Source organism: Caulobacter sp. X (genome assembly GCF_002742635.1).
Taxonomy (GTDB): domain Bacteria; phylum Pseudomonadota; class Alphaproteobacteria; order Caulobacterales; family Caulobacteraceae; genus Caulobacter.
This window is the reverse complement of record NZ_PEGF01000002.1, coordinates 1,000,104-1,025,740: the sequence shown is the minus strand read 5'-3', so window position 1 is coordinate 1,025,740 and position 25,637 is coordinate 1,000,104. Positions and strand designations below refer to the sequence as shown.

Here is a 25,637-nt window from a genome sequence, read left to right as displayed (position 1 = left end):
GGGACGCAACCCACCGCCTAGTCGATTGCGGGGCCGCCCCGCCCGCGTCCAATGGTCCAGCTGACGCCGGCCTCGCGCAGCACGCCGGACACGGCGCGGCCCTCCTGGCCGTCCAGCGCTGGACGCCACGGCACGAGCGTGAAGTCGCGGCTGCGCTCGATCATCGCAAAGCGTCCGCTGGCCAGGTCGACCGCGCGCCGATAGACGCCCTCGACCCGCTGCCCCGGCCGCGCCTCGGAGAAGGCCAGCCCGGTCTCGCGGGCCAGGCCTTCGGCCGCCGCGATCAGGTCGCGCCGTTGCAGACGCGTCAGGAGGCCGGCGCGATAGATCACCCGGTCCTGCTCCTGCTGGGCCAGGCCCTGCTCGATCAACCATTGGCGACGCTGGGCCAACGCCTGGCGCACGTCGCGCCCGAACCCGGCGTCGCGCAGCGGTTCGGGCGCCTCGGCGATCAGTTCGCGATCAAGCCAGGTGGCGCCGACCGCGCCGACCTGCTGGTCGAGCCGCTGGGCCGACAGGGTGCGGACCACGACGGGCGCGTCCTGGGCCTGCTTCTTCTCGTAGGCGCCGGCCCGCTCGACGTGGTCGGCGGCGATGATCCAGGTCCCGTCGTCCTGGCGCTCGACCCCGGCGCGTCCCCGACGTAGGGCCTCGAGCCTTCGGACATGGGTCTGCGCGAAGGCGGCCGAGGCGGTCGGATCGGTGGCCAGGTGCAGGTCGAGGCTGTAGCGCCCGTCGTTGACGGCGGCGATCCTGGCCACGGTATGATCGACGGCCCGGGGCTCGACCGGACGCGGCGCGATCGCCACCACCGCGCCCTCCGGGATCGGCTCGACCGCCAGGCCCCGGCCGATCTCGACATAGTGGGCGCGACCATCGACGCCGTCGACGACCAGATAATGGCGATCCTTCAACTCGTCCGACAGGCCGCGCGCGACCAGGCGGCCGACCAATGGTCGGGCACCCGGCCCCCCTGGCTGGTAGATGACCTGATCGGCCGGGGCGCGCGCGACGCCGCCCGCCTCCAGCGAACGGTACAGCGTCTTCTGGATGTCGCCGCGCTCACCCATGCGGCGCAGGGTGTCTTCCAGACCGTCGGCCAGGCGCCAGCGGGTCGGCGCGCGCTCCTGCGCCAAGCCCAGGCGCGCGAGGGTCTGCAGCCGCCCGGCCCGGACGGAATAGAGCAGCGGATCGACATGGCGCGGCGAGAACAGGCCCGCTTCGTCGACGTCGCGCAGCAGGCCGCGGTCCAGGCTCGTCAGTCGCTCCTGATCGACCTCGCGCCGCAACCGCCCTTCGATCTCGTGGTCGGCGCGCGGTCCCAGGTCCAGCGACACCAGCTCGGCGGCGCGCTCGCGCAAGCCCTGGGTCAGGTAGTCCTTGGCGATGACCAGCTCGCGGCCCTGGTCATCGCGACCGCGCACGATGATGTGGGTGTGGGGGTGGCCGGTGTTGTGGTGATCGACGGCCACCCAATCGAGCTTGGTGTCGAGGTCGGCTTCCATCCGCGCCATCAGGCGGCGGGTCAGGGGCTTGAGGTCCTCGTACTCGGCACCGTCCTCGGGCGAGACGATGAACCGAAATTGCCGGGCGTCGCCGCCGGCCTCGGCCCGGTCGATGAAGGCGCGGCCGTCGGCCTTGTCGGAGGCGGCGTCATAGAGCTGGCCGGGCGCGCCCTCGCGGGTGACGCCGTCGCGCTGGACATAGCGCATGTGGGCGCGGGCCGCGTCCAGGCCCTTGCCGGCAAGCTTCGGAATCGAGAACTTCACGATCACCCGGCGGGCGCGGTAGGCGGCGAACCGGTCGCGTGAGGACAGCACCCGGGCGACGCCCGCGCCCTTGCCGATCCGCGCGCCGGTGAACTTGAGCTTGCGCGGCGCCTTGCCGAAGACCCCGCCGCTGGCCAGCATGGCCGAGCGCAGCACCCGCGACAGGTAGCTCTTGCCCTGCCTGGAGCCCAGCGCCCGAGGCTTGCCCAGGCGTGGCTCGAAATCGTCGTTCTGGACCATGGCAACTCTCCCGCCAGTCCTATGACCGATCGCGCCGATCACCGAAATTGGCGCTATGAATTGTCGTTTCACGTCAGGCGCTTAGGTCTTGCATGGCGCCAACTCCGTCTGCATGGCGCCATGCCGCAATCTAAGAAAACGATGTGCAGACAAGGCCTTGAGGCGACAGGACCGCAGGGATGGCACCGGTGCTTTATCTTGCCTTACCCGCGCTTCCTTCGTTTGCGTTCGGTTGTTGCACTCTTGTTCTCCTTCCATGAGACGAACCATGTCGGGCTCCTGATGATCGAGGGAGGTCGGCCGTGGCGTCGAAGCGCTACCAAAACCGAGGACTGCGGACCTACTGGGCGGTCCACATCGAGGCCTGGCGGCTGAGCGGTCTGTCGCGCGCGGCGTACTGCGGCGAGCACCAGCTCAAACCCGGCGTCTTCAGCAGTTGGCTGAAGAAGATCGGTGACGCCGACGCCTTGCAGCACAAGCCTTCGAGCAAGCGAAAGCCTCCGCCGCGACGCTCCGCCAGCGAGGTCCGCAACAGGGCCGTGCAGGCGTTCTGGGCCATGCACGTCGAGGCCCAACTGTGGAGCGGACTGAGCGCCGCAGAGTACGCCAGCGCCCATCGACTGACACCGTCGTCGCTGCGTCAGTGGCGTCAACGCCTGGACGAAGACCCCCTTGGGATCGATTGGCGAGAGCTCGTTCATCCCAGCGCCCGCCCGTATGTGGGCCCCAGACGAAGCACTAGTGCTAAGGCCCGGACGCCGGAATCCGGCTTGACGGGCGCGACCAGGACCGTCCGCGACGGTGATGGTCGGAGTAGCCGCCGGACGTTCAACGACGAGCAAAGGCGCGCCATCGTCGCCGAGACACAGGCGCCCGGCGCCACGGTCAGCGCGGTGGCCAGGAAGCACGGCGTGGTCACCAGCATGGTGTTCCGGTGGCGCGCCCAGATGGGCCTTGGCCAGGACCAGCGCGCCCGGCTGGCTCGCGTTCGCCTGGTTGGCGAAGGCCTCAAGGCAGCGGGCCAGGCGCCCACGGCGGGCATCCCCTTGCCCATTCCCGAAGGCGCGGTGGCGGTCGATCTTGGCGACGGACGCCGGGTCTTCGCGCCGCCCGGGAGCGATCCGGACGAGGTCCGACGGTACGTGGCCCAGCGGGAGGCGGCGCGATGATGATCATCCCCTCCGGCGTGAAGGTGCATCTGGCGCTGGGTCAAACCGATATGCGCAAGGGCTTCGACGGCCTGTCGATGCTGGTGCAAGACCTGCTGAAGGAAGACCCGTTCTCGGGCCACTTGTTCGCCTTCCGGGGACGAAAGGCCGACACCATCAAGCTGCTCTACTGGGACGGAACGGGGCTGTGCCTGTTCACCAAGCGACTGCAACGCGGGCGCTTCATCTGGCCCCATATCACCACGCCAGGCGGCTGCGTCGTGCTCACGCCCGCACAACTGGCCATGCTGATCGAAGGCATCGACTGGCGGTTCCCAGAGCGCACCTGGAGGCCCGCCATCGCCGGCTGAAACCACGCCAAAACCCCTGTCAAATAAGGGGAAAGTGCTTGGTCGCGGACTCCGAAAATAGTAGAATCGGGCATGCGGCTGGATCTCGAAAACCTGCCTACCGACACGGCCTTGCTGCATCAGTTGGTGCGCGAAATGGCTGGCTTCGTCGGTGAGCGGGACGGCGAGATCGAGCGGCTCAAAGCCATCATCAAGCAGCTCCAGCGCGCCCAGTTTGGCCGCCGGTCCGAGCGCCTGGACGCCGATCAACTGGCGCTGGCCCTGGAGGATGTCGAGACCGATCTGGCCGCCGCCGAAGCGCGCCGGCCCGACATCCTGCCGGCGCCCGCGAGGGCTCAGCCCAAGCGCAAATCGCTCCCCGACCACCTGCCGCGCGAAGACCGGTTGATCGATATCGCCAGCCCGGTCTGCGCCTGCGGTGGCGCGCTGCACAGCATCGGCGAGAGCGTCAGCGAGATGCTGGACTGGGTCCCCGCGCAGATGCGGGTGATCCGGATCGTGCGCCCCAAGTATGCCTGCCGGGCCTGCGCCACGGTGGTCCAGGCGCCGGCGCCGGAGCGACCGATCGACGGCGGCCTGGCCACGCCAGCGTTGCTGGCCCAGGTGCTGGTCAGCAAATACTGCGACCACACCCCGCTCTATCGGCAGTCCAAGATCTTTGCTCGGCATGGCGTGGATCTGGAACGCTCGACACTGGCCGGCTGGGTCGGCGGAGCCTGTTGGTGGCTGCAAGCCCTGCACGACAGGCTGGCCGAAAACCTGTTCGCCAGCGGCCATCTGTTCGCCGACGATACGCCGATCCCGGTGCTGGATCCTGGCCGGGGCCGGACCAAAACCGGGCGCCTCTGGGCCTACACCCGTGATGATCGACCCTGGGGCGGACCCGAGCCGCCGGGCACGGTCTATGTCTATGCGCCGGACCGAAAGGGCGAGCGCCCGGCCGCCCATCTGGGCCGGTTCAAGGGCGTTCTCCAGGTCGATGGCTATGCCGGCTTCGAACCGCTGACGGCGTCCGGGGACGTCAAGCTGGCGGCCTGTTGGGCGCACACTCGGCGCAAGTTCTATGAGATCGCCGAGTCCACCAAGGCGCCCGTGGCCGTCGAGGCGTTGCGCCGGATCGGCGAGCTCTACGCCATCGAAGCCCAGGTGCGCGGCCAGTCGGCGGCGCTGCGACGGGCGGCGCGTCAGGAGTCTTCCCGTCCGTTGGTCGATGCCCTGCACGCCTGGTTCGAACGTCAGCTCACCCGCGTGCCGCCGCGCGGCGCCCTGGCCGAGGCCATTCGCTACGCCCTGGGCCGCTGGGACGCCCTCAGCCTGTTCCTCACCGATGGCCGCATCGACCTCGACAACAACCCCGTCGAGCGCGCGATCCGGCCTATCGCCCTGGGCCGCAAGAACCACCTGTTCGCCGGCTCGGACGGCGGCGGCGACCGCTGGGCCGTGGTCGGATCGCTGATCGAGACCGCCAAGATGAACGGCGTCGAGCCCTTCGCCTACCTGCGCGATGTGCTCGAGCGCATGGTCGACGGCCACCCCGTCAACCGCCTCGACGAGCTGCTGCCCTGGGCCTGGAAGAGCGGAAATCACGTCAACACCTGACCGACGTGCAGCGGCCGGACGCTTACCTTCCTTCCCCCTCCCGTCCCTGCAACCCGACCGCCATCACGGCGTCTCCCGGCCCCGCGCCGACCGGGGGACAAACAGCCCGGCCGACGGCGCGGGCGTGGCGTCCGGTCCAGCCGCTTGCAGCAGGAAGAACAATCGCGTCCCCGACAGCACGGCGGGCGGCAAGGCCGTCTCGCCGGGGATCTGGGCGAGGGTTTCGATGTAGCGGCGGGTCTCGGCCGGAAGCGGCGCGCCGGTCTCCAGGTGGGCGGCGTAGCGGGCCGGTCCGGCGTTGTAGGCGGCCAGCAGACCGGGGTAGCCGAACCGCGCGCGCATGGCCGAAAGATAGGCCGCGCCCGCCAGGATGTTGTCGCGCGGATCGTAAGGATCAGGCCCCAGACCGTGGACCCTGGCCAGCTCCCGATAGGTCCCGGGCATCAGCTGCATGAGCCCCATCGCCCCGGCCCGCGAGGTGATCGGCACGCCGTCGAGGTGGGTTCGCCCGCCGCTTTCGGCGCGTATCACCGCCACGATCCAGGCCTGTGGAATGTCGAAACGCTGGGCCGCTTCGGCGATCCAGGGACGCCATTGTTCGATACGTTCGGGCGTCGCCGGGCTTGCCGCGACGACCGCCGCCAGGACGATCAGGGCAGCCATAGCGGGGTCGCCCGGCCGATGACCGCGCCCTTGCCCACCGGCCCGAAATAGCGCCCGTCGAACGAGTCCGGCGCGGGATTGAGCAGCAAGACCGCACCGCCCGACAGCCGCTGGCACCCCGACCACCACGGCAGCTTACGCCCCCGGCGGTCGGCCGCGCGGCGCATGGCGAAGGGCCGGCCGTTGACCGTGATCGAGGTCCCGACCGCGCAGACCTCGTCGCCCGAGACGGCGGCCACGGCCTTGATCATCGGCACATTGGCGGGGAGATAGCGGCGCTGGGCGGCCAGGCGCCGCGCGGCGGGCGGCGGCTCGGCCAGCACGTGATCGCCGACGCGGACCGGCGCGCCCGGCCTGATCCGCCAGAGACCGACGGGCGCGCTGGCGCTGGCGTTCCAGACCAGGCGCGGGGCGGGATCGAAGACCAGCGGCGCGGCCAGGGCGACCAGCGCGCCGGCGGAAAGACCGGCCAGGACCTGGCCGCGCGGGGTGAGCCAGCGGCTAAACATGGCGGTCCTCGCGCTCGGCGTCGCGGCGCGAACCGTTGCGCCGCGACCAGGCGTCCAGGTCGTCGATGTGGTAGCGGATGAACCGCCCGTGGCGCCGGAAGGCCGGGCCTTGGCCCTGGCCGCGCATGGTCTCCAGCGTGCGTTCGGCCAGCCCGATATAGTGCGCGGCCTGGGCGGTGTTGAGGAACGGGCTGCCCTTGCGCGCGCGGGCGGCCCGGTTGATCGCGTCGTCTTCGTCCATCATCGCCGCGCTCCCTTTTCCTGTTGGGGCGCGGCGGTGGCGGGATGGGGTTGGGCCGCGCTGGGGCGAGCAGACCGCGCCCAGCGCGCGGGCGGGACGTACGCAAACGCGCCTTTGAAATTCGTTCCCCCTCTCCTGGGGCGGGCGGTGGCCCCCGCGCCTGGCGGCGCGAGGGCGGGGCCGGTCAGTCCTCGGGGTTCCAGATCAGGGCGAAGACGTCGTCGTCGTCCTGGCCGGCCGCGCGACCGAGTTTGACCTTGTAGGTGCGCGGGCCGATGTCGGGATGGGCCAGGGTCAGGCCGACATATTCCTGGCCCTTGACCTGACCGACGTTGTTCCAGCCGGCGCCGATCTCGATCCCGGACGCCACGACCCGGTAGTCGGGATAGGCGGGCGAGGGCTTGTCGCGGACGGGCACGATCTCGATGTCGGCGCGGATGTTGAGCGTGCGGAGCTGGCCCTTGAAAGCGCCGGTTTCCGAGCGGGTGACGTGGCCGAGGGTGGCGGTCATGGCGGGGGTCCTTTCAGCGATCCGCCGGGGCCGATCCCCGGCGACAGGCGCCCGTCATGGGCGGCCCGGCCCGCCTTGACCCGCAGGACCCTTGAGGTCCGGAGGGCCGCAGCGCAGCGCAGGACCCGAGCGACGGGCTTTTTTGCAGCGAAGCGGGCGCGAGGAGCCGCGCCCTCTTGTCTTGGGCGCGGCGGGGAAAAAAGTTCGGCGCGACGGTTCGAGGCGGGACGGGACGCCCATAGGGTCCAAGCCATCGTCGTGGGTTCGTGTCCGGCGGTTTGCTGCAAGGCCCCCCGCCATGATCGCCCGCTCGGCCACGCCGCCCGCGCGGGAAGCCGGCGCCTTCAAGGGCCGGCGCTGTCACCCTCACGGCCTGGCCGCCATCGAGATCGCCCGGCCGCGACAAGTCCTCGCCCGTCTATCGCCGCGCACGGGACGGGCTTGCGGGATCGAGATCGGCGCCGGCTGGCGCGGCGGCGGCCGGGTCAAGGGCCAGGGTTATGTCGGTCTGACCCTGGCCCATCCCGACATCGGCTAGCCCGCCTCCAAGGTCGGGCTTCGGCCACGCCGCCGGCCAGGACGGCGACGACGTCTTCGCCCTGATCTGGAACCTTCGAGGCCTGACCGGCCCCGCCTTCGCGCCGCCAAGCGCGGGGGCCATCGCCCGCCCAACGTCATAGGAAAAACCCCGCGTCGCCGGACGCGGGGCTCAAGGTCTGGAGGGATCGGGGCGAGCCGCCGCCCGCCCCGCCGGCTCATTCGGCCGCGAGGATGGCCGGGTTGGGATCGCTGACCAGGACCACGGCCGGGGCCGGGACCTCGCCCGCGCCGGGGACCTTGACCCGACGCAGCAGGGGCGCGACCGCCTTGCTCCGCTCGGCGGTGGCGAAGCGCCGCTTGGTGTAGGCGCCAGCCGGGAAGGTCAGCCAGCGCGGCGTCCAGCGCGCGACCTTGGGACGGTCGTTCGTCCCGTCGAGGAAGTCGCGCAGGATGGCCTTCTGGGTCTTGACCTTCTCGGCCAGATTGCCGTCGGCGACCTTCTTGCCGCCGACCTCCTTGAGCATGGCGTTGACCGCCTCGCGGTCGCGGATCAGCTCGAAGAAGGCCGCGTCCGGGCTCCAGAACGCGGCCATGTCGACCTTCATGTGCAGGCCCGCCGCCTCGACCTCGGCGCTCCCGGCGGCCAGCGCTTCGCCCATGACCACGGCGGCGACCGCCAGGACGTCGGCGTCGGGCAAGGACAGGAGCTTGGCGAAGACGCCCGCCGCGCCGCCGTCGCCTTTCCGTCCGACCAGATCGCCATCGGCTTCGACGCCGAGTAGGGCGGCGGCGCCCGCCTGCTTGGCTCGAAACCGCGCCTCGGCCGGGCTGGCCTCAACGCTGGCCGACACCGCCTCATGGCCCGCCCGCCGAGGATCGGCCTCGACGCGCCACAGCGCCGACCCGGCCACGGCGTGGGCCACCAGCAGCCGCAAGGCCACGCCCGCATGGTCGGCCAGGACCGCGCGCACGGCGGCATGGCGGTGCAGGTCGATATAGGTCTGCTGGGCGCTGGTGACTTCGGCGCGGTCGGTCTTCGGACCGTCGCCATCGCCCTCGCCGCGCGCGGCCTTCGCGGCGGCGGCTTCGGCGCGCCGGGCCTCCTTGGCGCTCAGCCAGCCTTCATGCGTCGTCACCTCGCCGCGCGAACTGATGGCCAGGAAGACCTTGCCGCCCTTGGCCTTGGAGACCCGTTCGTGCTTCCAGGACTCGAACGAACGACCGGTCTCCAGCACCTCCACCGCGTTCCAGCCGTCGGCCAACAGGGCCTCGCGCTTGGCCGCCAGGGCCTGGTTCTGGCAGGTCCAGAAGAGGTTGGGATCGGTGAAATAGCTGTCGTCGCCGAACAGGTCGGCGATGATCTGGCCGGGGTAGTCGTCGAGGCGGAACAGGGCGTTCTTGGCCGGGATCGAGGCGCCGCCGAACAGCCAGGTCTTGAGCTGGGCGCCGGTCGGGGCGCGGCGCTCGGGATCGTCCAGCATGGCCAGCCACTCCTTCTGCTGGCTCTTGGTGGCCAGGGTCAGGGAGCGGACGGTGGCCACGTCGATGGCCTCGCGGCGATAGAGGCCCCGGATGCGCGGCAAGAGGTTGCCCAGCGCCAGGGTGCGCCGGACCACCGCGTCGGTCATGTGGAAGGTGGCGGCGATCTGTTCGGGCGCGCGGCCCTTGCGGATCAGCTTGGCGAAGGTCTCCCAGCAGGTGACCTCGTCGGCCGGGAGGCGCGCGAGGTTTTCGATCAGCGAGGCCTCGATGGCGGCGGCGTCGTCGCCGGGCGCCAGGATGCCGATGGGCACCGGATCGATCTCGACGCCCTGGGCGATGGCGGCCATGGCCGCGAACCACCGCCGCCGCCCGGCGACGATCTCGAAGTGACCGGGGACGACGGCCCCGTCCTGGGTCTTTTCCTGCACCAGCATGGTCAGGAGAACCCCGCGCTGACGGATCGACGGGGCGATGTCGGCGATGTCCGGATCAGGCCGCCCGTAGTTCATGTTGAGCGGCGAGACGGTCATGTTGCGGGGGTCGGCGAAAGCGAGTTTCATGACGGTTGCTCCTGTTTCTCAGGGGTGGAACCGGCCCCGTCCGTGTTGCTGTCCAGGCTGCGGGCGGGGCCGGGGATGCGCCGGGATTGGCGCGGTCGACCGGCGCCGGGCTTGATCCCGGCGCGCGGAAGGCGGGATCAGGCGGCCATGGCGCATTGCGCCGCCGCGCTAGGCTCGGGCGACGGCGCGGTCTGGAAGGCCAGCAGGAAGTCGGCGGCCTTGGAGGCCTGGGAGGCGGCGCGGAAGATGGCGCGGTTGTCCTCGCGCAGGACTTCAAGCCACGCGCCGATGTAGTCGGCATGGCGGACGGTGGGGACGATGCCGAGGGTGGCGCAGACGAAGGCCGCGCCCATTTCGGCGACCAGCTCCTCGCGCGCATAGGCCTTGCCGCCCCGGTGTCCCGACTGGTCGCGGTCCAGCCGCGAGCCGTGGCCGGTCCAGTGCGACAGCTCGTGGAAGGCGGTGCGGTAGTAGTTGATCTGGTCGGTGAAGGCCGGTTGCGGCGGGACCTGCACGTAGTCGAACAGAGGATCATAGAAGGCGCGCGGCCCGCCGACGCGGAAGTCCGCGCCGGTGGCGGCGATCAGCGCCTCGGCGTGGGGGACGGCTTGGCGCTCGGGCAGCGGCGCGGGTTCGGGATCGACGCCCGACAAGCCTTCGCATTGGGCGAGATTGAAGACGGTGAACCGCTTGAGGAAAGCGACCTTGCCGGGCTCGTCGCCGTCACGCGCGGCGCGTTCCTGCTCGGCCTTGGGCGTGAAGCGGTCGGCATAGACCACGCTCGTGCCGCGTTCACCGCGCCGCACACAGCCCCCGGCGGCCAGGGCCTGCTTGAAGGTCAGCCAGCCCTGGGACGGATAGCCGTGCTCGATGACCGCGCCCCACAGCAGGAGGATGTTGACGCCCGAATAGCGCCGCCCGGTGATCCCGTTGCGCGGCAGGGACAGGGCCGCGCGCCCGGCCGTTCCCCACGGCTGGACCCAGGGCAGGCGCCCGGCCTCCAGCTGGTCGATGATCCGGTGGGTGACCTCGTCATAGAGGCTGGCTTCAGCTTGTCGGGACGGCTCCCGCCGGGAGGGCGAGGCCTTGGCGGCGGACTTGCGGCCTTGACCGGTCGGGCGCATGAGCGGGCTCCTTCCCCGCCCAAAACCCCGCATCCTTTCGCCGGAAAGGGGGGTGGGCGGCGAAGAGCGGCCGAAGAGGCCCGTCGCCGGACGGCGGCACCCGAAGGGCCGAAACGCAGTGGAGGAGCCGGCCCTGGCCGGCTTGCCGCCGACCAAGGCGGGCCTAGAAGGGCGCGCCGCCCACCCCCGTTTCAGGGGAAAGGAAAACCAGGAAAGTCATCGCGCGCAGCGCGATGGCCGTATCGGACACTGTTCAGGCTTCTGGCGCGTGCTCGTCCGACGAGATCGTGCTCGAGAGCATGCGAGCCCCGTCGCGTTCGATCACCGCCAGCACCGCGTCGTCCCGCCAGACTTCCACCGATACGGCGCTGGCATGCTCGCGAAGCAAACCCCACGCGTGAGCGACATAGGCATCGGGTGAGAGCGCCTGAACGTCGACCGCCGTGGCGACCTGGTTATCGGCCAAGCAAACGAAGGTGTAGGTGTCCATCGCATGACCCAGAATATTCGCTGCCTGTATGGTCATCAACTGCCGAACAATAGGCCCTCGCCCTCTTGATCACCTGCCGCCGAGGAGAAGAAGCCCTCATGACTGAGCCCTCCGACGATCCGCTCGCCCAACATCTGGCCGAGATCGTGCAAACGCGGCAGGCCGCGATGGACGCCCACGCGGCGCTGCGCCAGTCGCAGCCGTTCCTGAACGCCTGCCGCAGGACCGAAACCCTGGTCGGCGACTATGGGCTGGCGCTCAACGCCATCAGCCTGATGTCGACCCGATCACCGACCTTCGAAGCGGCCAGGCTCAGCATCCGAATCGCCGATCTGCTGATTGAATCGGCCGTGGCCACCATGGCCCACATTCGCGAAGGCCTGCTGAACCCGGCCCACCGCGAAATGCGCTTCCTGCTGGAAGCCAGCATCAAGGCCTGGTGGTGCGACAGCGTCGAGCCCGAAGGCGAGGTCGAACGAAAGCTCGACTTCCTCGACGACCTCGGCGCCGCGCGCTTCCGTGACATCGTGGACGGCCTGCGGCCTCGGCTGATCGCCGCCGAAGAGGCGGCCGGCCTGGTCCACAAGGTCACCAATCTCTACAAGAAACTGTCGACGCGGGTCCACGCCTCGACCGGCGGCGTCGGGGTCGACCTTCGACGGTTCGAGCGCGGCCAGTATGTCGGCTTCGAGGGCGTGGGCGATCTCAACAAGGCCAACGCGCAGTTCGCCGAGGTGCTCGACATCAGCCTGGCCTGCGCGTTCGAGGCGTTCGACGGCGGCCTGCTGGGCGACATCTTCGTCCAGGTGCTCGACGATCATCCCAAATGGGCGTTCCACAAGACCCCGCTGGTGCGCAGCATCTCCAGCCACTTCGATTACAAAGCCGAGCGCCAACCGCCACGATAGCCTGAAGGCGCCCCACGGCCGCGCATCTCGACTTGCGCGCTAGTCGTGGTTAACCTCCCGGAAAAGGGCGCTCCATGACTAAGAAGACCGGCAAGAAAGCCGCCAGCGACGCGGCCAAGGTGCTTTCGGATCCGAAGTCGACGTCCGCGGAAAAAAGCGCGGCCGGCGCGGCCCTGACCCAGCGCGCCGGCCCCAAATCGTCGGCCGCCAACGAAACCACGAGCCCCGCCGCCGCCAAGAAGGCCAGCAAGGTCCTGTCGAATCCGAAGTCGACGGCCGCCGAGAAGACGGCGGCGGCCTCGGCGCTGGCCCAGGCCGCCCCAAAAGCCAAGCCCGCCAAACCGCCGGCCCCGGCCAAGCCCGCGCCGAAGCCGGCGGCAAAGCCGGCCGCGGCCAAGCCGGCGCCGAAACCGCCAGCAGCCAAGCCGAGCGCGCCGAAACGCAAATAAGCAGGCGTCCGGCCTTGGCCATGAAAGCCATCACCCGGGCGTCAGGGTTTCGTCGGCGAGATGGCTCCGGCCGGCTGCCCCGCGTGGCGTTGATGATCGTGACGACGCGATAGGAGTCCTGGACGATGGCCATCGTGGTGATGATCCTGGCCGTCATAGCCTGGCTCTTCGTGCAGGCTGCGCTGGCCGACGCCGGCCAGGGCCCACGTTCGCGCGGCTCCCTGCGCTACCAGCGTCGCAAGGCCGCCAAGCTGGGACTGGACCCCGCCGACGTCGAGGTCCGTCCGCGCGGCGCAGGTCCTGACTCGATCGAACCGGTCGGCCGCTCGGTCGTGGGCGACTTAGCGTTCGGCCTGGGCTTTGGCCTCCTGGCCATCGTGCTGATGTTCGGCGGCGCCTTCGTGCTGATGGCGATGAAATTCCCGCCCGACGCCGTATGGGTCTGGTTCGGCGTCGTGATCCTAGCCACCTTCGTCCTGAACAAGATCCGCCGGAGCGGCTGAGCCGCCGCCTCGGTGGGACACCCGCCGCTAAGATGGGATCGGAGATCAAGTGTCCATGCGCTGCCTGTTCTGCAAGGCCGACTCCTCGCGATCGCGCAGCGTCGAGCACGCCATTCCCGAGGCCTTGGGCAATCGCAGCTTCGTGCTGCCGGCCGGCGTCGTCTGCGACGGCTGCAACAACTACTTCGCCGTGAAGGTCGAAGGCCCCTTGCTCAAGACCGGCTCGCTGCGGCAGCTGCGCGCCAGGCAGGGCGTGCCCACCAAGCGGGGGCGCCTCATGCCGGTGCTTGGCCGCTTCGAGGACATCGACGCGGACCTGGCCGCCTTTCGCATCAACGCCGGCGAGGTGGTGCTGGCCGTCACCGAGATGAGCGCTGCGCCCATGGTCTCGGCCGCCCTGAGCAATGGCCTCGGTGGGCTCTTTATCCATGAAGAGCCCCCACGCCTGGATCAGCGGTTGTTTTCCAGGTTGATCGCCAAGATCGCCCTGGAGCTGATCGCCCTGCGGGTCTGCCATGTTCCAGGCTGGGAGGAATTCGGCATCGACCACCCGCAGTTCGACCCGATCCGCGCCTATGCGCGTTTCGGCCAGGGCCCGACCTGGCCCGTCCTGAGTCGACGCATCTATGACGAGGAGGCCACGACCCTGCCAGCCTCGGGCGACCCGCAGCAGACGATCTACGAGACCGACTTCTTGCTGACGCCCAGCGGCGAGGGCTACGCGGTGATCTGCCTGTTCGGCGTCGAACACACGATCAATCTGGTGACGCCCTCGGTCGAGGGTTACCGGACCTGGATGAAGGACAACGCCGGACGCAGCCCGCTCTATCCCGACGGGAAATACCCCCAGCGGCGGGGATGGACGAACGACGACGAGGCCGACTTCCGTGACGGCGCCGAACGCGACTAGAAGCGGGCATGATCATCGCCGCCGCGCTCACCGCCATCATCGCCTGCAACGCCCCCGACGTTCACGACGGCGACACCCTGCGCTGTGGTTCCGAGCGCGTGCGCCTGTTCGGCGTCGACGCGCCGGAAGTTAGGCGCGGCAAAACTCCGGCCGAGCCGCTGGCCTATGAAGCGCGGGATGAGCTGATCCGCCTGACGCGCGGTCGCGTCGGCTGTCGCTTTGTCGAGCGCGATCGCTATGGCCGGTTCGTCGGCCGGTGTTGGTCGGACGCCACCCCTGACATTAACGCGGCCCTGATCCGGTCGGGACTGGCGACCGAATACCGGCGCTACAGCAAGGGCGCCTATGCGGCGGCGGAAGATGAGGCGCGGCGCGCCAACCGCGGCGCCTGGCACCGCCCGTAGTCATCCACACGCGACCCACAGGTGCGACGCCAGCGCGCGATGAGTCCGATTGACTCTCTCGGCCTCAAGGGGAACATATAAGGAACATCGGAGCTCCCTATGCCATCCCAACCCGCGATTTCGCGTGCGACGCCGCACGCCTGCGCCTCAGTTCACGTTCCCTTCGAGGCCGACATCGAGACCCTGGCCGAGTGCGTCGCGCCCGACCGTCATCTGCGGACGATCTGCGGCTGCGGCGAGATGGCCGAGTTTGACGCGACAGCCTGGCTCGAGCGCCGGCTGGGCGACTTCTCAATCGTCAATTTCACCGATCGGCTGCGCTGTCCCTGCGGTCGACGCCAGGGCCGCTTCGAGGTCTGGCCTGGACCGGCCGGCTGCTCGGGCCTGAAGACCCGTTTCGCCGCCTCGCTCTACGACTGAGCCATGTCGATCCGGCCCCCTTCTCAGTACGTCGCGCCGGCGGTGTCGCGCAGCGACCGCCGCGTGATGAAGCTGACCCGCGTGCGGGTCGACACCACGGACAAGACCTCCAGGACCCTGCACTTCCTGCATCCCGACGGTACGGGCCGCGGCAATTCGCGGGTCGGCTTCGTCTCGCCTGAGCACGTGCCGGAATTCGAAGGCGAGGAAGGCTGGTTCGAGATGGAGCGCGTCAGGGCCAAGCCCTGGTCGTACTGGCGCGCCATCCGGCGTCTTGACCCGCCGCCCCATGCCTGAGCCGAGCGATGCCGATCGCCGCAAGGCCGCGCGGCTCGATCCGGCCTTCGCCGGCGCGCGGTTGATCGACGCGCTGGAGCGTGGCTGGGAGATCGGCTTTCGCTGTCAGTACTGTGGCGCGGGCAAGACCTGGCGCCGGGACACGATGCTGGGTCGGGCGCGGCGTTATCTCAACTGCACCATGGCCGAGATCCAGGCCCGTCTGCCCTGTCCGCGATGCCCCGGCCGCATGCCGATCATGACGATGTCCGGGGTGATCGATCCGGGCGACGCGGAGGCTCGCCGGTGGGCGACCGTGTCCCTCCTGCTCGACGTCGGCCTGAACCCCACCGACTACGGTTACGGCTGGGCTCCGCCTGGCCGGCAAGCTGGTGGATGAACGCCATGGACCTGCAACCCAGTCTCTTCGACCTGCCGCTGGCCCCGCGCCGACCGATGCCCGACGGCTTCCGCTACCAGCCAGACCTGATCACTCCCGAGGAGGAGCGCGCCCTGGTCCGCCAGTTCGCGGGCCTCGACTTCAAGCCCTATGAGCATCTGGGCTACCTGGGCAACCGGCGCATCGCCGCGTTCGGTTGGCGACGCGGCGACGACGGCGCCATGGTCGAGACCGGCGAAGGCGTTCCGGATTTCCTCACGCCGCTGCTCACCAAGGTCGCGGCGTTCACCGGCCTGTCCGTCGAAAGCTTCCGCCACGCCCTGGTCACCGAATACGCGCCCGGAGCCGGCATCGGCTGGCATCGCGACCGGCCGCCGGCCGTGGCCATCGCCGGGGTCTCGCTACTGTCGCCCTGCACGTTCCGCCTGCGCCGCAAGGTCGCCGACATATGGGACCGCGCCTCGATCATCGCCGCGCCGCGCTCGGCCTACCTGATGAGCGGCCCGGCGCGCAGCGACTGGCAGCACAGCATCCCGGAGGTCGACGTCCTGCGCTACTCGGTGACCTTCCGCACAGTTCGAACTTAGAACGCCATCCGCCACCCACCGACCGCATGCTCGTAGGTCAGCTACATCAGGTGGCAGCCGCTTTGAGCGCCCGCCTCACACTTGCCGGGAGGCTAGAGCAGGATTCCGCGCGCTCACGACCCACACATGCAACCACTTCCGGCGCATGATGCGCCGCGACCCGCATCTTAGCGTCTATCAAAGCGCCATACAGGGCATCGCCAAGAACCGCTTCGCCGAGCCCGCCGCGCACGGCGGGCTCAAAAAGGAGATCTACCGTCGAAGCGACTAAAAGACCCGGAAAGCGAACAGCCGCTAGCGAGGTCGCTTTGCGCTCATCGATGAAGGCTGTGGTGCTAACCCGGTGGGCATGGACGAGTGTCGCCGCCTCGCCGTCGTCGAGGGTTTGGGCAGCATCGCCGGCCACCAGGCTCAGGAACAGATCTGCATCCTGAGGATCGAGGTCGACGACATGCATCAGTCCAAGGTGCAGAAGGGTCGCAACTTCGTCTGCGGCTTGCCTCCCCTTGGCCCGCCCCCGCTCCAACTCAGCAAGCGCTGTTTGGGTGATCTCCAGGGGCCCGCCATAGAGTTTAAGAATCTTGTCCGCGCAGCCGGTGGCAGCGAGATTGATCCACACGCTTGCATCCGCGACGGCCATGCGGGCCTCAGATCAGCGGACGAGAGGGCGCGTCATCGACCTCCTCGTCCTCGAAGGCGTCGATCAGCTCGCGGATCTCGACGCGATCGAGCTGCAGCAAACCGGCTAGCTGACCTTCGCTGAGGAGGTTCTGTCTCCAGGCCTCACGCGCCAACATGCCCAGACGCAACGACACCGGCCGGGCAGCATCGGCCTGGCGCGCGTCGGCACCCCAGGCTTCGCCGAGAACCTGGCGCGCCTGATCGTTGGTGATCCCGCCGTTGTGCTCGAACCAGTCCCAAGTCCCGACTTTGGTTAAGCTTAGTTCTTCCAAGCGACGGACCATGGCTTCGCGAGCTACGCCGAACGCGTGGGCCAAGACAATCACGTGGCGTCGGGTCAACTGAGAACTTCCGGCGGTAACGTCCCGGAACATCGCCATGACTGCGCGGGCGGGAGTCAGGAAGGCTCGGGCGAATGCGTTCGCGTATCGCTCCTCGCGACTCGTTTCGGGCGATCCGTCATAGAGAGCATCGGGTGCTCGTCGAGTAGAGACGAGGTGACCCAGTTCGTGAGCCCCGGTCTGCGCTCGGCGTTCGCGTGGATGGGCCCCGTTTAGGAGAACGCAAGGCCCGGCCGCCTCGTCATAGGCATAGAGGCCCGACACTTTGGCGGGAAGGCGTCGGACGAAAACCCTGACGCCAAGCTGAAGTTCCAGCAAGGAGACGATGTCGTAGACCGGCGCTTGGCCGATCCCCAGCCACTGACGCAGCTCTGCTGCGTCATGCTCGGCTTGCAGGACCACATCACCCGGCATCAACGGTCGCTCCGGCGGATCGTTTCGCGGCCGGCGCACGCCCAAAAGATCTTCAAGTTCCAGTTCAGCCTGCACCAAGGTGGTTAGGAGTGCGACCGCACCCTCTACGCCGTCATCCTGCTCCCCCATTCGGCGAAAGCGCGGTTTGAGGTCGACTTGGACAGCCTCCCGCCTCAGCAGGGCGTTCACTGAAATCCCATAGAGCGAGGCCAGGCGTTGTAGCTCATCCAGCTTGGCGCGACGTTGGCCCTGCTCGATCGCGACCACGGTGGTGCGCGCCACTTCCAGCGCGGCCGCAGCGGCAGCCTGGGTGACCTTCGCCGCCTCCCGAGCGATCCGTAAGCGTTCGCCGACCTCTATTGGGGAAAGTGCTTCGGTCATGCCGGGACGACCGACAGGTCCCGCACGAAGGACTCCGGCGCCAGAGAGTCCAAGAACCGGCGCCATTCGGCGGCGTGACGGGTAAGGAGTGAGCGCAAGCGCCCTTCGATCTCGACTGGATCCTGGTTCAGGACCTCGGCTGTCTCGCGAGCAACGCGACGTACGGCGCGCACCGCGCTCGGCGCGATAGCGAGGTCCGCCATGTGATCCATGTGTAGGATGCCTGCAATAGCGTGCTCCCGCATGGAGTCGGTGATCCCGATGAAGCCCTCCACAGCACCCGCCTCAAAGGTCGAGGCCGACAGGTTTTCCCAGATGTAGGCACCGGCCGGCTCTGCCAATCCGGCGGCGAACATGCTCATGCGCCGAAGCATACACGCCGCGCAGATGCCGCACTGACGACGACGTCCATCGATGGACGCGTGGCGCGACTGTTGCCAGCAGGAGCGAGTATCTGACCAGGACGGTGGGTGGGGCAGCGCCGCCGCTTCCGCCAGGGTCTCGCCCTTAGTGGACCATAGCCGCGGATATTCATAGTGGGCGGTCGAGCCAACCAGTGCTTCGAACAGGCGCTCGACCCTGGTGGTGAATAGCGGGTGGACACGGTAGTCGGGATAGATCTGGCCGCTAACGGCCATCATCGGACCGAAGGAGCCCTGCCCACTCTCGGTAACGATGATCCGGTCCACACCGGCGATCTGCGCCGCCACACCGGTCACCACGGCGAACTTGAAGCCACGAGACCGAGCTGACGATTCCTTACGCTGCGGAACCTGGACCTTGTAGGGCACGAGGGTAAACGCCGCACGGCGGCGCTCACGCTGGGGGTCGTCGACCCCCACCGAGCCCAGACGTACACGAACCAGATCGGCGCGGCCGACAGCCTGAGCGGTGATCGCGTGGACAGCCCGAGAATCTAGACCGTCGCTGTATGGCATGATGGCCTTAGCCTCAGCCGGCAGTTCGAGGCTCGCCTGGCGGATGCCCTGAGCGCTCTGCCGGCGCGCCACGAAACTAAAGGTCCAGGTATCGCCAGTGAGGAAGGTCAGCGCGCCTTCCAATGCCGATTTGACTGCTGTTGACGACCACAGCTGTACATCGTGCACAGCAACGCGGACATCGAAGGTCCGGGACCATGATACAGTCGAGCGCGCCTTGGCGGCGTCACAGTATTCCGCCGCCGCTGCGACGACGAGAAGATCAAAGAGCTCGGGACGCCACTTGGAAAAAAAGTAGGTTTCCAGCCCCTCAGTCGACAGGCGGATAGCGTCGCCTAGCGCGGCGAGTTCGGCCTCGTCACGCACCCGGACTCCCTCGTCGACGACGTCGACGAACATGGTCTCGTCGACCAGGCGGATGGCGAGGGCGGTCAAAAGCTTACTCCTTCATCAAGACCGGACCTGTCAGTTGGGACGGTCAAGTCACGGGCGGAAACTCCCGCGGCCAGGGCAGTCGCGAGGCCCTTCAGGTCCGTCGCCTGAACCGACTCGGTTAGGCGCCCGCGGATGTCCGCCGCCTTACCCTGGGAGGCTTCGCGACGGTAGTGTTCCTCGACTTGCCGCAAGCCGCGATCAGCGCGCTCCGCGATAGTCGCGGCAGCCGCCTCCTCGAACGCAGCTGCACCCCGGTAGCCGTCGCGCAAGACGTCCATCGCATTGTCCGCGAGTAGGGCTTCCATCGGATTTGTCGCCTGGACCCGCAAGCGGGCCACCTCGTGCTTTGCGATCTCGGAAATAAGTACGCCGCGATCGTCGTCCCCGAGAGCGGCGCGCATTTGACGTAGGAATGGTTGCCCGATCTCCCGCCAATCGGCCGCCAACGCGGCCGGCATGGCCTCAGCCACCTCTGCTGCACTATGTGCGGCGTTGCCGGCAACCTTCGCTAGCGCTCGCCATTTCGCGCTCATTTTCAAAGTCTTGTAAGGGCCGTCGCTCATGCAGGCATCCTCCAATGTCAGGATGAATGCTCGATTCTTCCGACAATGTCAAATGAACCGCGTTCGACGCCTGACATTGTCAGACCCATCAACCGGCTGATGGCCTGCTGCGCCTAACGATCGAAGACGAGCCAGACCGGCTGTAATTACCTCCAACAGCTCGGACCTCCGCGTCAGCGATCGTCACCCGAACGGGCCGAGACCGCGAAGCGGGCTCGGCGGCGGCCAGCGCGGCATGCCGCGTCTGGTGCCGTAGAGCGCGATCGCGCGCATTGCGCGCGAGACGCCCTACTTCTCGCTACCGGTCCTTCCGGCGAACAAGCTCTGCTTCGGTCACAGCCAAGGCGGCCGCCAACCGCTCAAGGACACGCAGGCTGATGTTGCGCTTCCCGTTCTCTATGCCGGACAAATAGGTCTGATGGATCTCGGCGACATGGGCGAGTTCGTCCTGCGGGACGCCACGCGCCTCCCGCAAGGCGCGAATATTCGCCCCTACGACCACTCGGAGATCCATGCTCCGACGGCGCATCATCCCGCCGCGATGCGGAATAGACTATAAGTAAAGTGACCACAAAAGCGTCTCGGCCCTTCGCGACCGGGCGTCCGTCAGCGCCGAATTACAAGATCGGTTTCAGGAACCCGAAGGGCTGACGCCAAGCGCTCAAGCACCTTCATGCTAAGATTTCTTTTTCCCGTCTCGACGCCTGAGAGATAGGTGGGGTGGATACCGGCCAAGTGTGCGAGTTCGTCCTGCGGAAGGCCTCTCGCCTCCCGCAGGGTGCGAACGTTCGCTCCCACCACGGCCAGAAAATCCATGGTCGGAAGGCGCACGCTCGGCGCTGGACTGTGAATAGACTATGAGTAAAGTGGAGGAATATCGTCGTGCGTTCGCGACGCTCACGCGGGCACGGCTCGATCCGGATTCCGCCCGCATCATTCGGCTTGGAATGCGGTTTATGTCTCCGCTCGATGGTCAAATCACCGCCCCTGACACCCAGCCCTCGGAAGGCGGGACGCCGCCGCTCGCCGACGCCTATCTGCGCCATCGCGACTGGCTGACGGCGCTCCTGGCGCGCCGCTATCCGCAAGACGCCGACGACATCGCCCAGGACACCTGGCTGCGGGTCCACGACTACCGGCCGCCCCGGCCCGTCCGCAGTCCCAAGTCGCTGCTGGCCCGCATCGCCCTGAACCTGGCGGCCAGCCGCTTCCGCCGGAGCGCGCGCGAGGTCCCCACCGATCCCGACCACAAGACCCTGGCCGACCAGACGATCGACGCCAGCCAGGAGCAGGCGATCCTTTTCGAACAGATGTTGCTCGCCTTACCGCCCAAGTTGCGCGATGTTTTCGCCCTGAACCATGTCAGGGGCCTCACCTATCGGGAAATCGCGCAGCTGCGCGGCATCTCGGTCAAGGCGGTGGAAAAGCGAATGACCCAGGCTATCGCCCGATGCGCCGACATGATCCGGAGCTAGGCGGATCACGTCATGATCGATGACAAGACCCAGGCCAGAAGCGCCCAGCCGGGCGGCGGGGAGCCCCGCAGCGCCGACGACAAGCGCGCGCGCGACGAGGCGGCCGCCTGGTACGCCAAGCTCAGCGCCCAACGGGTCAGCAACGCCGACCTGACGACCTTCTTCGCCTGGCGCGAAGACAGCCTCAATGACGCCGCCTACACCCGCATCGAAGCCCTGACGACGGGCGTGCGGGCCCTGGCCGACGATCCGAGACTCCAGGCCATCGCCGAGACGGCCGCGCGCCGGCCGCGCGGGATCGGCGCGCGGCTGCGAGGCCTCGGCCAAGGCCGCGGCGTCCGGACCCTCGGCGTCGGCGCGGCCCTGGCCGCGGCCGCGGTGATCGGAGCGGTGCTGCTTGGCCAGGCCGGCCAGCAGACCTATCGGACCGAGATCGGCGAGCGGCGGGCCATCAGCCTGGCCGATGGCTCGACGGTCGAACTCAACACCAACAGCCAGGTGCGCGTGCGGCTGTCCAAGGCCCAGCGCAGCCTGATCCTCGACAAGGGCCAGGCGATGTTCGTCGTCGCCCATGACGCGGGGCGTCCCTTCGTCGTCACGGCCGGCGACACGGCGGTGCGGGCCATCGGCACGCGGTTCGAGGTCTATCGGGCCGACGGTGCGGTGCGGGTGACCCTGGCCGAGGGCCGCGTCCAGGTCAGCCAGGCCGGCGCGCAAAACACGGCGCGGCCCGCGCCGGTGATCCTGTCGGCGGGACAGCGGGTCGATGTCGTCCGCGCCGCGCCGGTCAAACCGGTCGCCGTCGACGTGGCGGCGGCCACCGGCTGGACCAGCGGCCGCCTGACCTTCAAGGACGTGCCCCTGGCCGAGGCGGTGGCGGAGGTCAATCGCTACAGCCGTCGCCAGGTGGTGCTGGGTCCCGGGGCGCCGGCGGACCAGCGGGTCAATGGCGAGTTCGACGCCGGCGACACCGAGACCTTCGCCCGGGGGATGGCCGCCTTGCTGGACCTCAAGAGCGTCCCGCGCCCGGACGGCGGCGTCGAACTGACCGCCGAACGCTCCGGCCCCGCTTGACGTCATAAATCTTTCGCATCCCGGTAGGGTGTGACGCCCTCCCAGGAGTCTTACCCCCGCCGCGCCCCGGCGAGAGACCGCCATCGTGGCGGCCCCGTGCGCGCGGCGGGGGGATGTGAACGATGCGCGCTTATCGTCAAAGCCTGTTGGGGCTCAGTTGCCTGACGCTGGCCACCGGGTGGGTCGGACAAGCCCTGGCGGCCCCAAACGCCTCGGGAATGGAGGATGTCCAGGCCAACGCGCCCGCCCGGTCGAGCAAGGCCAGTCAGGCCGCCGATCCCGTGGTCGAGGTGCGCCTGGCCAAGGGACCGCTGGGCGCGGCGCTGTTCGCGCTGGGCCGCCAGACGGGAACCCAGATCCTGTTCACCAGCGAGATGGTGGCCGGCCGCAGCGGGCCGGCGGTCAGCGGACGGATGACGGCCGCGCAGGCCCTGGACCGGCTGCTGGTCGGGGTCGATCTCGAGGTCCAGCGGATGACCGGCAAGGTGTTCGTGTTGCGGGCCCGCGCCCAGCTGATCTCGACGGCCGGACCGGCGCGCGCGCAGGACACCGACGCCGACGCGCCGCCCGTCCCGCCGCTGGTCCAGGCCGCGCCGGAGGACCCGACCCTGCTGTCGGAGATCGTGGTCGGGAGCCATATCCGGGGCGCCAAGGACAGCGCCTCGCCGGTGATCATCCTGGATCGCGAGAGCCTGGACCGGGCCGGCCGCACCAGCGTGGCCGACGCGCTTTCGGCCTTGCCCCAGGCGTTCGGGGGCCTGGGCAACGAGGACGCCAGCTCGACCGGCGCCGACCCGACCGGGACCAATTCCAACAAGGCCACCGGGGTGAACCTGCGGGGCCTGGGCACCGACGCCACCCTGGTGCTGGTCAATGGCCGCCGCCTGGCCGGAACAGGCCTGCGCGGCGACTTCGCCGACGTCTCGTCGATCCCGATGGCGGCGGTCGAGCGCATCGAAGTGCTGCTCGACGGGGCCTCGGCTCTCTACGGCTCGGACGCGGTCGGCGGCGTCGTCAACATCGTGCTGCGCAAGCGCTTCGAAGGCGCCGAGACCCGGGCCCTGGTCGGCGGAACGACCCAGGGCGGAGCCAGCCAGTGGTCGTTTGGCCAGACGGTCGGCCACGACTGGGACAGCGGCAATCTGGTGGTCAGCTACGAGCACAGCGCCCGTGACCGGCTCAAGGGGCGCGACCGGGACTATACCGGCCAGGCCGACCTGCGCGCCCTCGGCGGCACGGACCATCGCCGCTATTACGGCATGCCGGGCACCATCCTGCGCGCCAACGCCGCCGGGGTGCTGGTCCCGGCCTATGCGATCCCCGCCGGTCAGAACGGCACGGGGCTGACGCCGGCCAGCTTCCAGGCCGGCACGGTCAATCTGGAAAACCAGCTGGGCGCCTATGACGTGCTGCCGCGCCAACGCCTCGACAGCCTCTATGTCGCCTTGGCTCAGGATTTGACGGCCGGCGTGTCGCTGTCGGCCGACGCGCGGGCCACGCGCCGCCGGTTCACCAACCGCAGCGTCGCCTCCAGCCCCACCCTGACGGTCAACCGCAACAACCCCTATTTCGTGTCGCCGACCGGCCAGACCTCCGAGCGCATCGCCTATTCGTTCCTCAATGAACTGGGCGGCCAGCGGGTCAACGGCGTGGCCGACACCCTGGGCCTCAGCTTCGGCGGCCAGGAACGTCTGCCGGGGACCTGGCGGCTGGACGCCTACGGCGCCTATGGCCTGGAGCAGGGCCGCTCGCGCACCGACAATCTCGTCAACACCAGCTACCTGTCCGAGGCCCTGGGGACCACCGCCAACAACGCCGCCACCCCGTTCAGCACGGCGGCCAACGGCTTCTTCAACCCGTTCATCGGCCAGGGCTCCAACCCCAGGACGGTCCTCGACTTCATCAGCGGCGGCTATCTGACGCGCAAGACGCGCGGCGAGACGGCGTCAGTCAATCTCAAGCTCGACGGCGAACTCTTCACCCTGCCGGCCGGGGCGGTCGGCCTGGCGGTCGGCGGCCAGATCCGTCGCGAGGCCCTGAAGACCGGCGGCGTCAGCCTGACCTCGGGCTTTGTCCCGACCGAGGTGGCGCGGCGCGACGTCCACCGCACGATCGATGCTGCGTTCGCCGAAGTGCGTGTGCCGATCTTCGGCGGCGGCTTCGTGCGGCCCGGGCTGCAACGGCTGGAGCTGTCGGCGGCCGTGCGGCGCGAGGACTATGGCGAGATCGCCAGCACCGACCCGAAGGTCGGGGTGATCTGGTCGCCGGCCGCGGGCCTGACGGTCAAGGCCAGCTACGGAACCTCCTTCCGGGCCCCGGCCCTGATCGAGCTGAACGAGCCGCAGATCTATGCGCCGACCACCCTGACCCGGAACGGCCAGGACACCATCGTGATGATCCTCTACGGCGGCAATCTGGACCTGCGCCCCGAGACCGCGACGTCCAAGACCCTGACCCTTGAACTGGCGCCGGCGCGCTGGCCCCGGTTCAAGGCGTCGGTCACGGGCTTCGACACCCGCTTCACCGACCGCATCGGCCAGCCCGGCTTGGACAATCTCTCCACGGTGCTGACCGCGCCGGAATTCGCCCCGTTCGTCAGCCTGGTCTCGCCGGGCAGCAACCCCGCCGATCTCGCCCGCATCCAGGCCCTGATCGACGATCCGCGCTCCCTGGCGCAAGGCATCTTCCCGGCCCAGTCCTACGCGGCGATCATCGATGGGCGCTGGGTCAACACCGGCCAGCTGCGGGTGCGCGGCTTCGACATCTCGGCGCGCTACGCCGCCCAGCTCGGCAAGGATCCGCTGGCGCTCACCGCCGACGTCACCTGGCTCGTCGACTACCAGCGCAAGATCACGCCGCAGGCCCGCGCCGTGCAGCAAGCGGGGGTCGCCGGCCAGCCCGCGGACCTGCGCCTGCGGGCCGCCGCCAGCTGGACCCACGGCGCCCTGACCACCACGGCGGCGCTCAGCCATGTCGGTGATCTGCGCACCGAGACCGGCGGCCGGATCAAGCCGTGGACCACCGCCGATCTCAACCTGACCTACGGCTTCAAGACCGGGCCGATGCGAGGCCTCTCGCTGGCCTTGAACGTCCAGAACCTGCTGGACGACGATCCGCCGTTCTACGACTCCAACCTTGGCGTCGGCTACGACCCGGCCAACGCCGATCCCCTCGGCCGCACGGTGACCCTGCAGCTGACCAAGACCTGGTAGCGGCGCGCCCGCGCCCCTG

The 25,637-nt window shown here is 69.0% G+C and carries 30 protein-coding genes; 16 read left to right on the top strand and 14 right to left on the bottom strand.

From position 1 onward, the window contains the following. Nucleotides 1–17 precede the first annotated feature (17 nt). Nucleotides 18–2,009: a relaxase/mobilization nuclease RlxS gene (gene rlxS / locus CSW60_RS17160; protein ID WP_062093397.1), complete on the bottom strand. Its 1,992-nt coding sequence runs from the start codon at nt 2,007–2,009 to the stop codon at nt 18–20. Between the two features lie 302 nt (nt 2,010–2,311). On the opposite strand from rlxS, the gene CSW60_RS17155 reads away from it, so the two are divergent. The 3 genes from CSW60_RS17155 to CSW60_RS17145 all read left to right on the top strand — a co-directional run bounded on the left by CSW60_RS17155 (nt 2,312) and on the right by CSW60_RS17145 (nt 5,127). Further along, nucleotides 2,312–3,178, top strand: coding sequence for a transposase (locus CSW60_RS17155; protein ID WP_062095314.1), 867 nt, complete (start codon nt 2,312–2,314; stop codon nt 3,176–3,178). Continuing rightward, nucleotides 3,175–3,528 carry an IS66 family insertion sequence element accessory protein TnpB gene (gene tnpB, locus CSW60_RS17150; protein WP_062095312.1) on the top strand — a complete coding sequence of 118 codons (354 nt, stop codon included), beginning with the start codon at nt 3,175–3,177 and terminating at the stop codon, nt 3,526–3,528. The genes CSW60_RS17155 and tnpB overlap by 4 nt, the downstream gene beginning before the upstream one ends. A gap of 72 nt (nt 3,529–3,600) precedes the next feature. Next, nucleotides 3,601–5,127, top strand: a complete 1,527-nt coding sequence (locus CSW60_RS17145) for an IS66 family transposase (RefSeq protein ID WP_062095310.1) — start codon at nt 3,601–3,603, stop codon at nt 5,125–5,127. Nucleotides 5,128–5,190: 63 nt separating this feature from the next. Here the strand turns inward: CSW60_RS17145 and CSW60_RS17140 are convergent, their stop codons facing one another. From CSW60_RS17140 to CSW60_RS17125, 4 genes are all read right to left on the bottom strand, one after another. Then, a complete protein-coding gene (locus CSW60_RS17140) occupies nt 5,191–5,790 on the bottom strand; it encodes a lytic transglycosylase domain-containing protein (RefSeq protein ID WP_099538429.1) in 600 nt (199 codons plus the stop codon). Further along, complete coding sequence (locus tag CSW60_RS17135) at nt 5,778–6,299, bottom strand: S26 family signal peptidase (protein WP_099538428.1); 522 nt, start codon at nt 6,297–6,299, stop codon at nt 5,778–5,780. The genes CSW60_RS17140 and CSW60_RS17135 overlap by 13 nt, the downstream gene beginning before the upstream one ends. After that, on the bottom strand, nt 6,292–6,543 hold the full coding sequence (locus tag CSW60_RS17130; RefSeq protein WP_201723080.1) for a helix-turn-helix domain-containing protein: 252 nt from the start codon (nt 6,541–6,543) through the stop codon (nt 6,292–6,294). The genes CSW60_RS17135 and CSW60_RS17130 overlap by 8 nt, the downstream gene beginning before the upstream one ends. Nucleotides 6,544–6,724: 181 nt before the next feature. Next, nucleotides 6,725–7,051, bottom strand: a complete 327-nt coding sequence (locus CSW60_RS17125) for a DUF736 family protein (protein ID WP_099538427.1) — start codon at nt 7,049–7,051, stop codon at nt 6,725–6,727. 298 nt (nt 7,052–7,349) lie between these two features. Here CSW60_RS17125 and CSW60_RS17120 point away from each other — a divergent pair, with 298 nt between their 5' ends. Beyond that, nucleotides 7,350–7,589, top strand: coding sequence for a hypothetical protein (locus CSW60_RS17120; RefSeq protein WP_099538426.1), 240 nt, complete (start codon nt 7,350–7,352; stop codon nt 7,587–7,589). Nucleotides 7,590–7,806: 217 nt separating this feature from the next. On the opposite strand, the gene CSW60_RS17115 is transcribed toward CSW60_RS17120, so the two are convergent. The 3 genes from CSW60_RS17115 to CSW60_RS17105 form a co-directional block, all read right to left on the bottom strand. Beyond that, nucleotides 7,807–9,633: a ParB N-terminal domain-containing protein gene (locus CSW60_RS17115; RefSeq protein WP_099538425.1), complete on the bottom strand. Its 1,827-nt coding sequence runs from the start codon at nt 9,631–9,633 to the stop codon at nt 7,807–7,809. 137 nt (nt 9,634–9,770) lie between these two features. Further along, entirely contained in the window at nt 9,771–10,757 is a 987-nt protein-coding gene (locus CSW60_RS17110) for an ArdC family protein (protein ID WP_099538424.1), read from the bottom strand. Between the two features lie 253 nt (nt 10,758–11,010). After that, on the bottom strand, nt 11,011–11,247 hold the full coding sequence (locus CSW60_RS17105) for a hypothetical protein (RefSeq protein WP_137803669.1): 237 nt from the start codon (nt 11,245–11,247) through the stop codon (nt 11,011–11,013). 98 nt (nt 11,248–11,345) lie between these two features. Here CSW60_RS17105 and CSW60_RS17100 point away from each other — a divergent pair, with 98 nt between their 5' ends. The 9 genes from CSW60_RS17100 (at nt 11,346) to CSW60_RS17060 (ending at nt 16,104) form a co-directional block, all read left to right on the top strand. Beyond that, nucleotides 11,346–12,155 (top strand): hypothetical protein, encoded by an 810-nt coding sequence (locus tag CSW60_RS17100; RefSeq protein ID WP_099538422.1) that lies wholly within the window; start codon nt 11,346–11,348, stop codon nt 12,153–12,155. Nucleotides 12,156–12,229: 74 nt separating this feature from the next. Continuing rightward, complete coding sequence (locus CSW60_RS23715; protein ID WP_201723079.1) at nt 12,230–12,604, top strand: hypothetical protein; 375 nt, start codon at nt 12,230–12,232, stop codon at nt 12,602–12,604. Nucleotides 12,605–12,729: 125 nt separating this feature from the next. Beyond that, a complete protein-coding gene (locus tag CSW60_RS17090) occupies nt 12,730–13,107 on the top strand; it encodes a hypothetical protein (RefSeq protein WP_099538421.1) in 378 nt (125 codons plus the stop codon). A 55-nt stretch (nt 13,108–13,162) separates the two neighbouring features. Beyond that, on the top strand, nt 13,163–14,017 hold the full coding sequence (locus CSW60_RS17085; RefSeq protein ID WP_099538420.1) for an HNH endonuclease: 855 nt from the start codon (nt 13,163–13,165) through the stop codon (nt 14,015–14,017). 8 nt (nt 14,018–14,025) lie between these two features. After that, the gene (locus CSW60_RS17080; protein ID WP_099538419.1) at nt 14,026–14,421 is read left to right on the top strand and encodes a thermonuclease family protein; all 396 of its coding nucleotides are present in this window, start codon (nt 14,026–14,028) and stop codon (nt 14,419–14,421) included. A gap of 99 nt (nt 14,422–14,520) precedes the next feature. Beyond that, on the top strand, nt 14,521–14,841 hold the full coding sequence (locus CSW60_RS17075; protein WP_099538418.1) for a hypothetical protein: 321 nt from the start codon (nt 14,521–14,523) through the stop codon (nt 14,839–14,841). 3 nt (nt 14,842–14,844) lie between these two features. Further along, on the top strand, nt 14,845–15,138 hold the full coding sequence (locus CSW60_RS17070) for a hypothetical protein (RefSeq protein ID WP_099538417.1): 294 nt from the start codon (nt 14,845–14,847) through the stop codon (nt 15,136–15,138). After that, nucleotides 15,131–15,517 (top strand): hypothetical protein, encoded by a 387-nt coding sequence (locus CSW60_RS17065; protein WP_099538416.1) that lies wholly within the window; start codon nt 15,131–15,133, stop codon nt 15,515–15,517. The genes CSW60_RS17070 and CSW60_RS17065 overlap by 8 nt, the downstream gene beginning before the upstream one ends. 5 nt (nt 15,518–15,522) lie before the next feature. Next, nucleotides 15,523–16,104, top strand: coding sequence for an alpha-ketoglutarate-dependent dioxygenase AlkB (locus tag CSW60_RS17060; protein WP_171012841.1), 582 nt, complete (start codon nt 15,523–15,525; stop codon nt 16,102–16,104). A gap of 46 nt (nt 16,105–16,150) precedes the next feature. Here the strand turns inward: CSW60_RS17060 and CSW60_RS17055 are convergent, their stop codons facing one another. The 6 genes from CSW60_RS17055 to CSW60_RS17030 form a co-directional block, all read right to left on the bottom strand. Next, nucleotides 16,151–16,744: a hypothetical protein gene (locus CSW60_RS17055; RefSeq protein WP_099538415.1), complete on the bottom strand. Its 594-nt coding sequence runs from the start codon at nt 16,742–16,744 to the stop codon at nt 16,151–16,153. Between the two features lie 7 nt (nt 16,745–16,751). Next, nucleotides 16,752–17,921 (bottom strand): XRE family transcriptional regulator, encoded by a 1,170-nt coding sequence (locus tag CSW60_RS17050; RefSeq protein ID WP_066686011.1) that lies wholly within the window; start codon nt 17,919–17,921, stop codon nt 16,752–16,754. Further along, nucleotides 17,918–19,294 carry a 7-cyano-7-deazaguanine synthase gene (locus CSW60_RS17045; protein WP_066686007.1) on the bottom strand — a complete coding sequence of 459 codons (1,377 nt, stop codon included), beginning with the start codon at nt 19,292–19,294 and terminating at the stop codon, nt 17,918–17,920. The genes CSW60_RS17050 and CSW60_RS17045 overlap by 4 nt, the downstream gene beginning before the upstream one ends. Further along, entirely contained in the window at nt 19,291–19,857 is a 567-nt protein-coding gene (locus CSW60_RS17040; protein ID WP_066686005.1) for a hypothetical protein, read from the bottom strand. Before CSW60_RS17040 ends, CSW60_RS17045 begins: the two co-directional genes overlap by 4 nt. A 298-nt stretch (nt 19,858–20,155) precedes the next feature. After that, nucleotides 20,156–20,386 (bottom strand): helix-turn-helix domain-containing protein, encoded by a 231-nt coding sequence (locus CSW60_RS17035; protein WP_066686015.1) that lies wholly within the window; start codon nt 20,384–20,386, stop codon nt 20,156–20,158. Nucleotides 20,387–20,463: 77 nt separating this feature from the next. Further along, entirely contained in the window at nt 20,464–20,673 is a 210-nt protein-coding gene (locus tag CSW60_RS17030) for a helix-turn-helix domain-containing protein (protein WP_082769634.1), read from the bottom strand. A gap of 131 nt (nt 20,674–20,804) precedes the next feature. Between CSW60_RS17030 and CSW60_RS17025 the strand changes: the two genes are divergently transcribed. From CSW60_RS17025 to CSW60_RS17015, 3 genes are all read left to right on the top strand, one after another. After that, nucleotides 20,805–21,332: an RNA polymerase sigma factor gene (locus CSW60_RS17025; protein ID WP_082769633.1), complete on the top strand. Its 528-nt coding sequence runs from the start codon at nt 20,805–20,807 to the stop codon at nt 21,330–21,332. 12 nt (nt 21,333–21,344) lie between these two features. Next, nucleotides 21,345–22,406 (top strand): FecR family protein, encoded by a 1,062-nt coding sequence (locus CSW60_RS17020; RefSeq protein ID WP_066686001.1) that lies wholly within the window; start codon nt 21,345–21,347, stop codon nt 22,404–22,406. 122 nt (nt 22,407–22,528) lie between these two features. Next, nucleotides 22,529–25,618 carry a TonB-dependent receptor gene (locus CSW60_RS17015; protein ID WP_099538414.1) on the top strand — a complete coding sequence of 1,030 codons (3,090 nt, stop codon included), beginning with the start codon at nt 22,529–22,531 and terminating at the stop codon, nt 25,616–25,618. Nucleotides 25,619–25,637 lie beyond the last annotated feature (19 nt).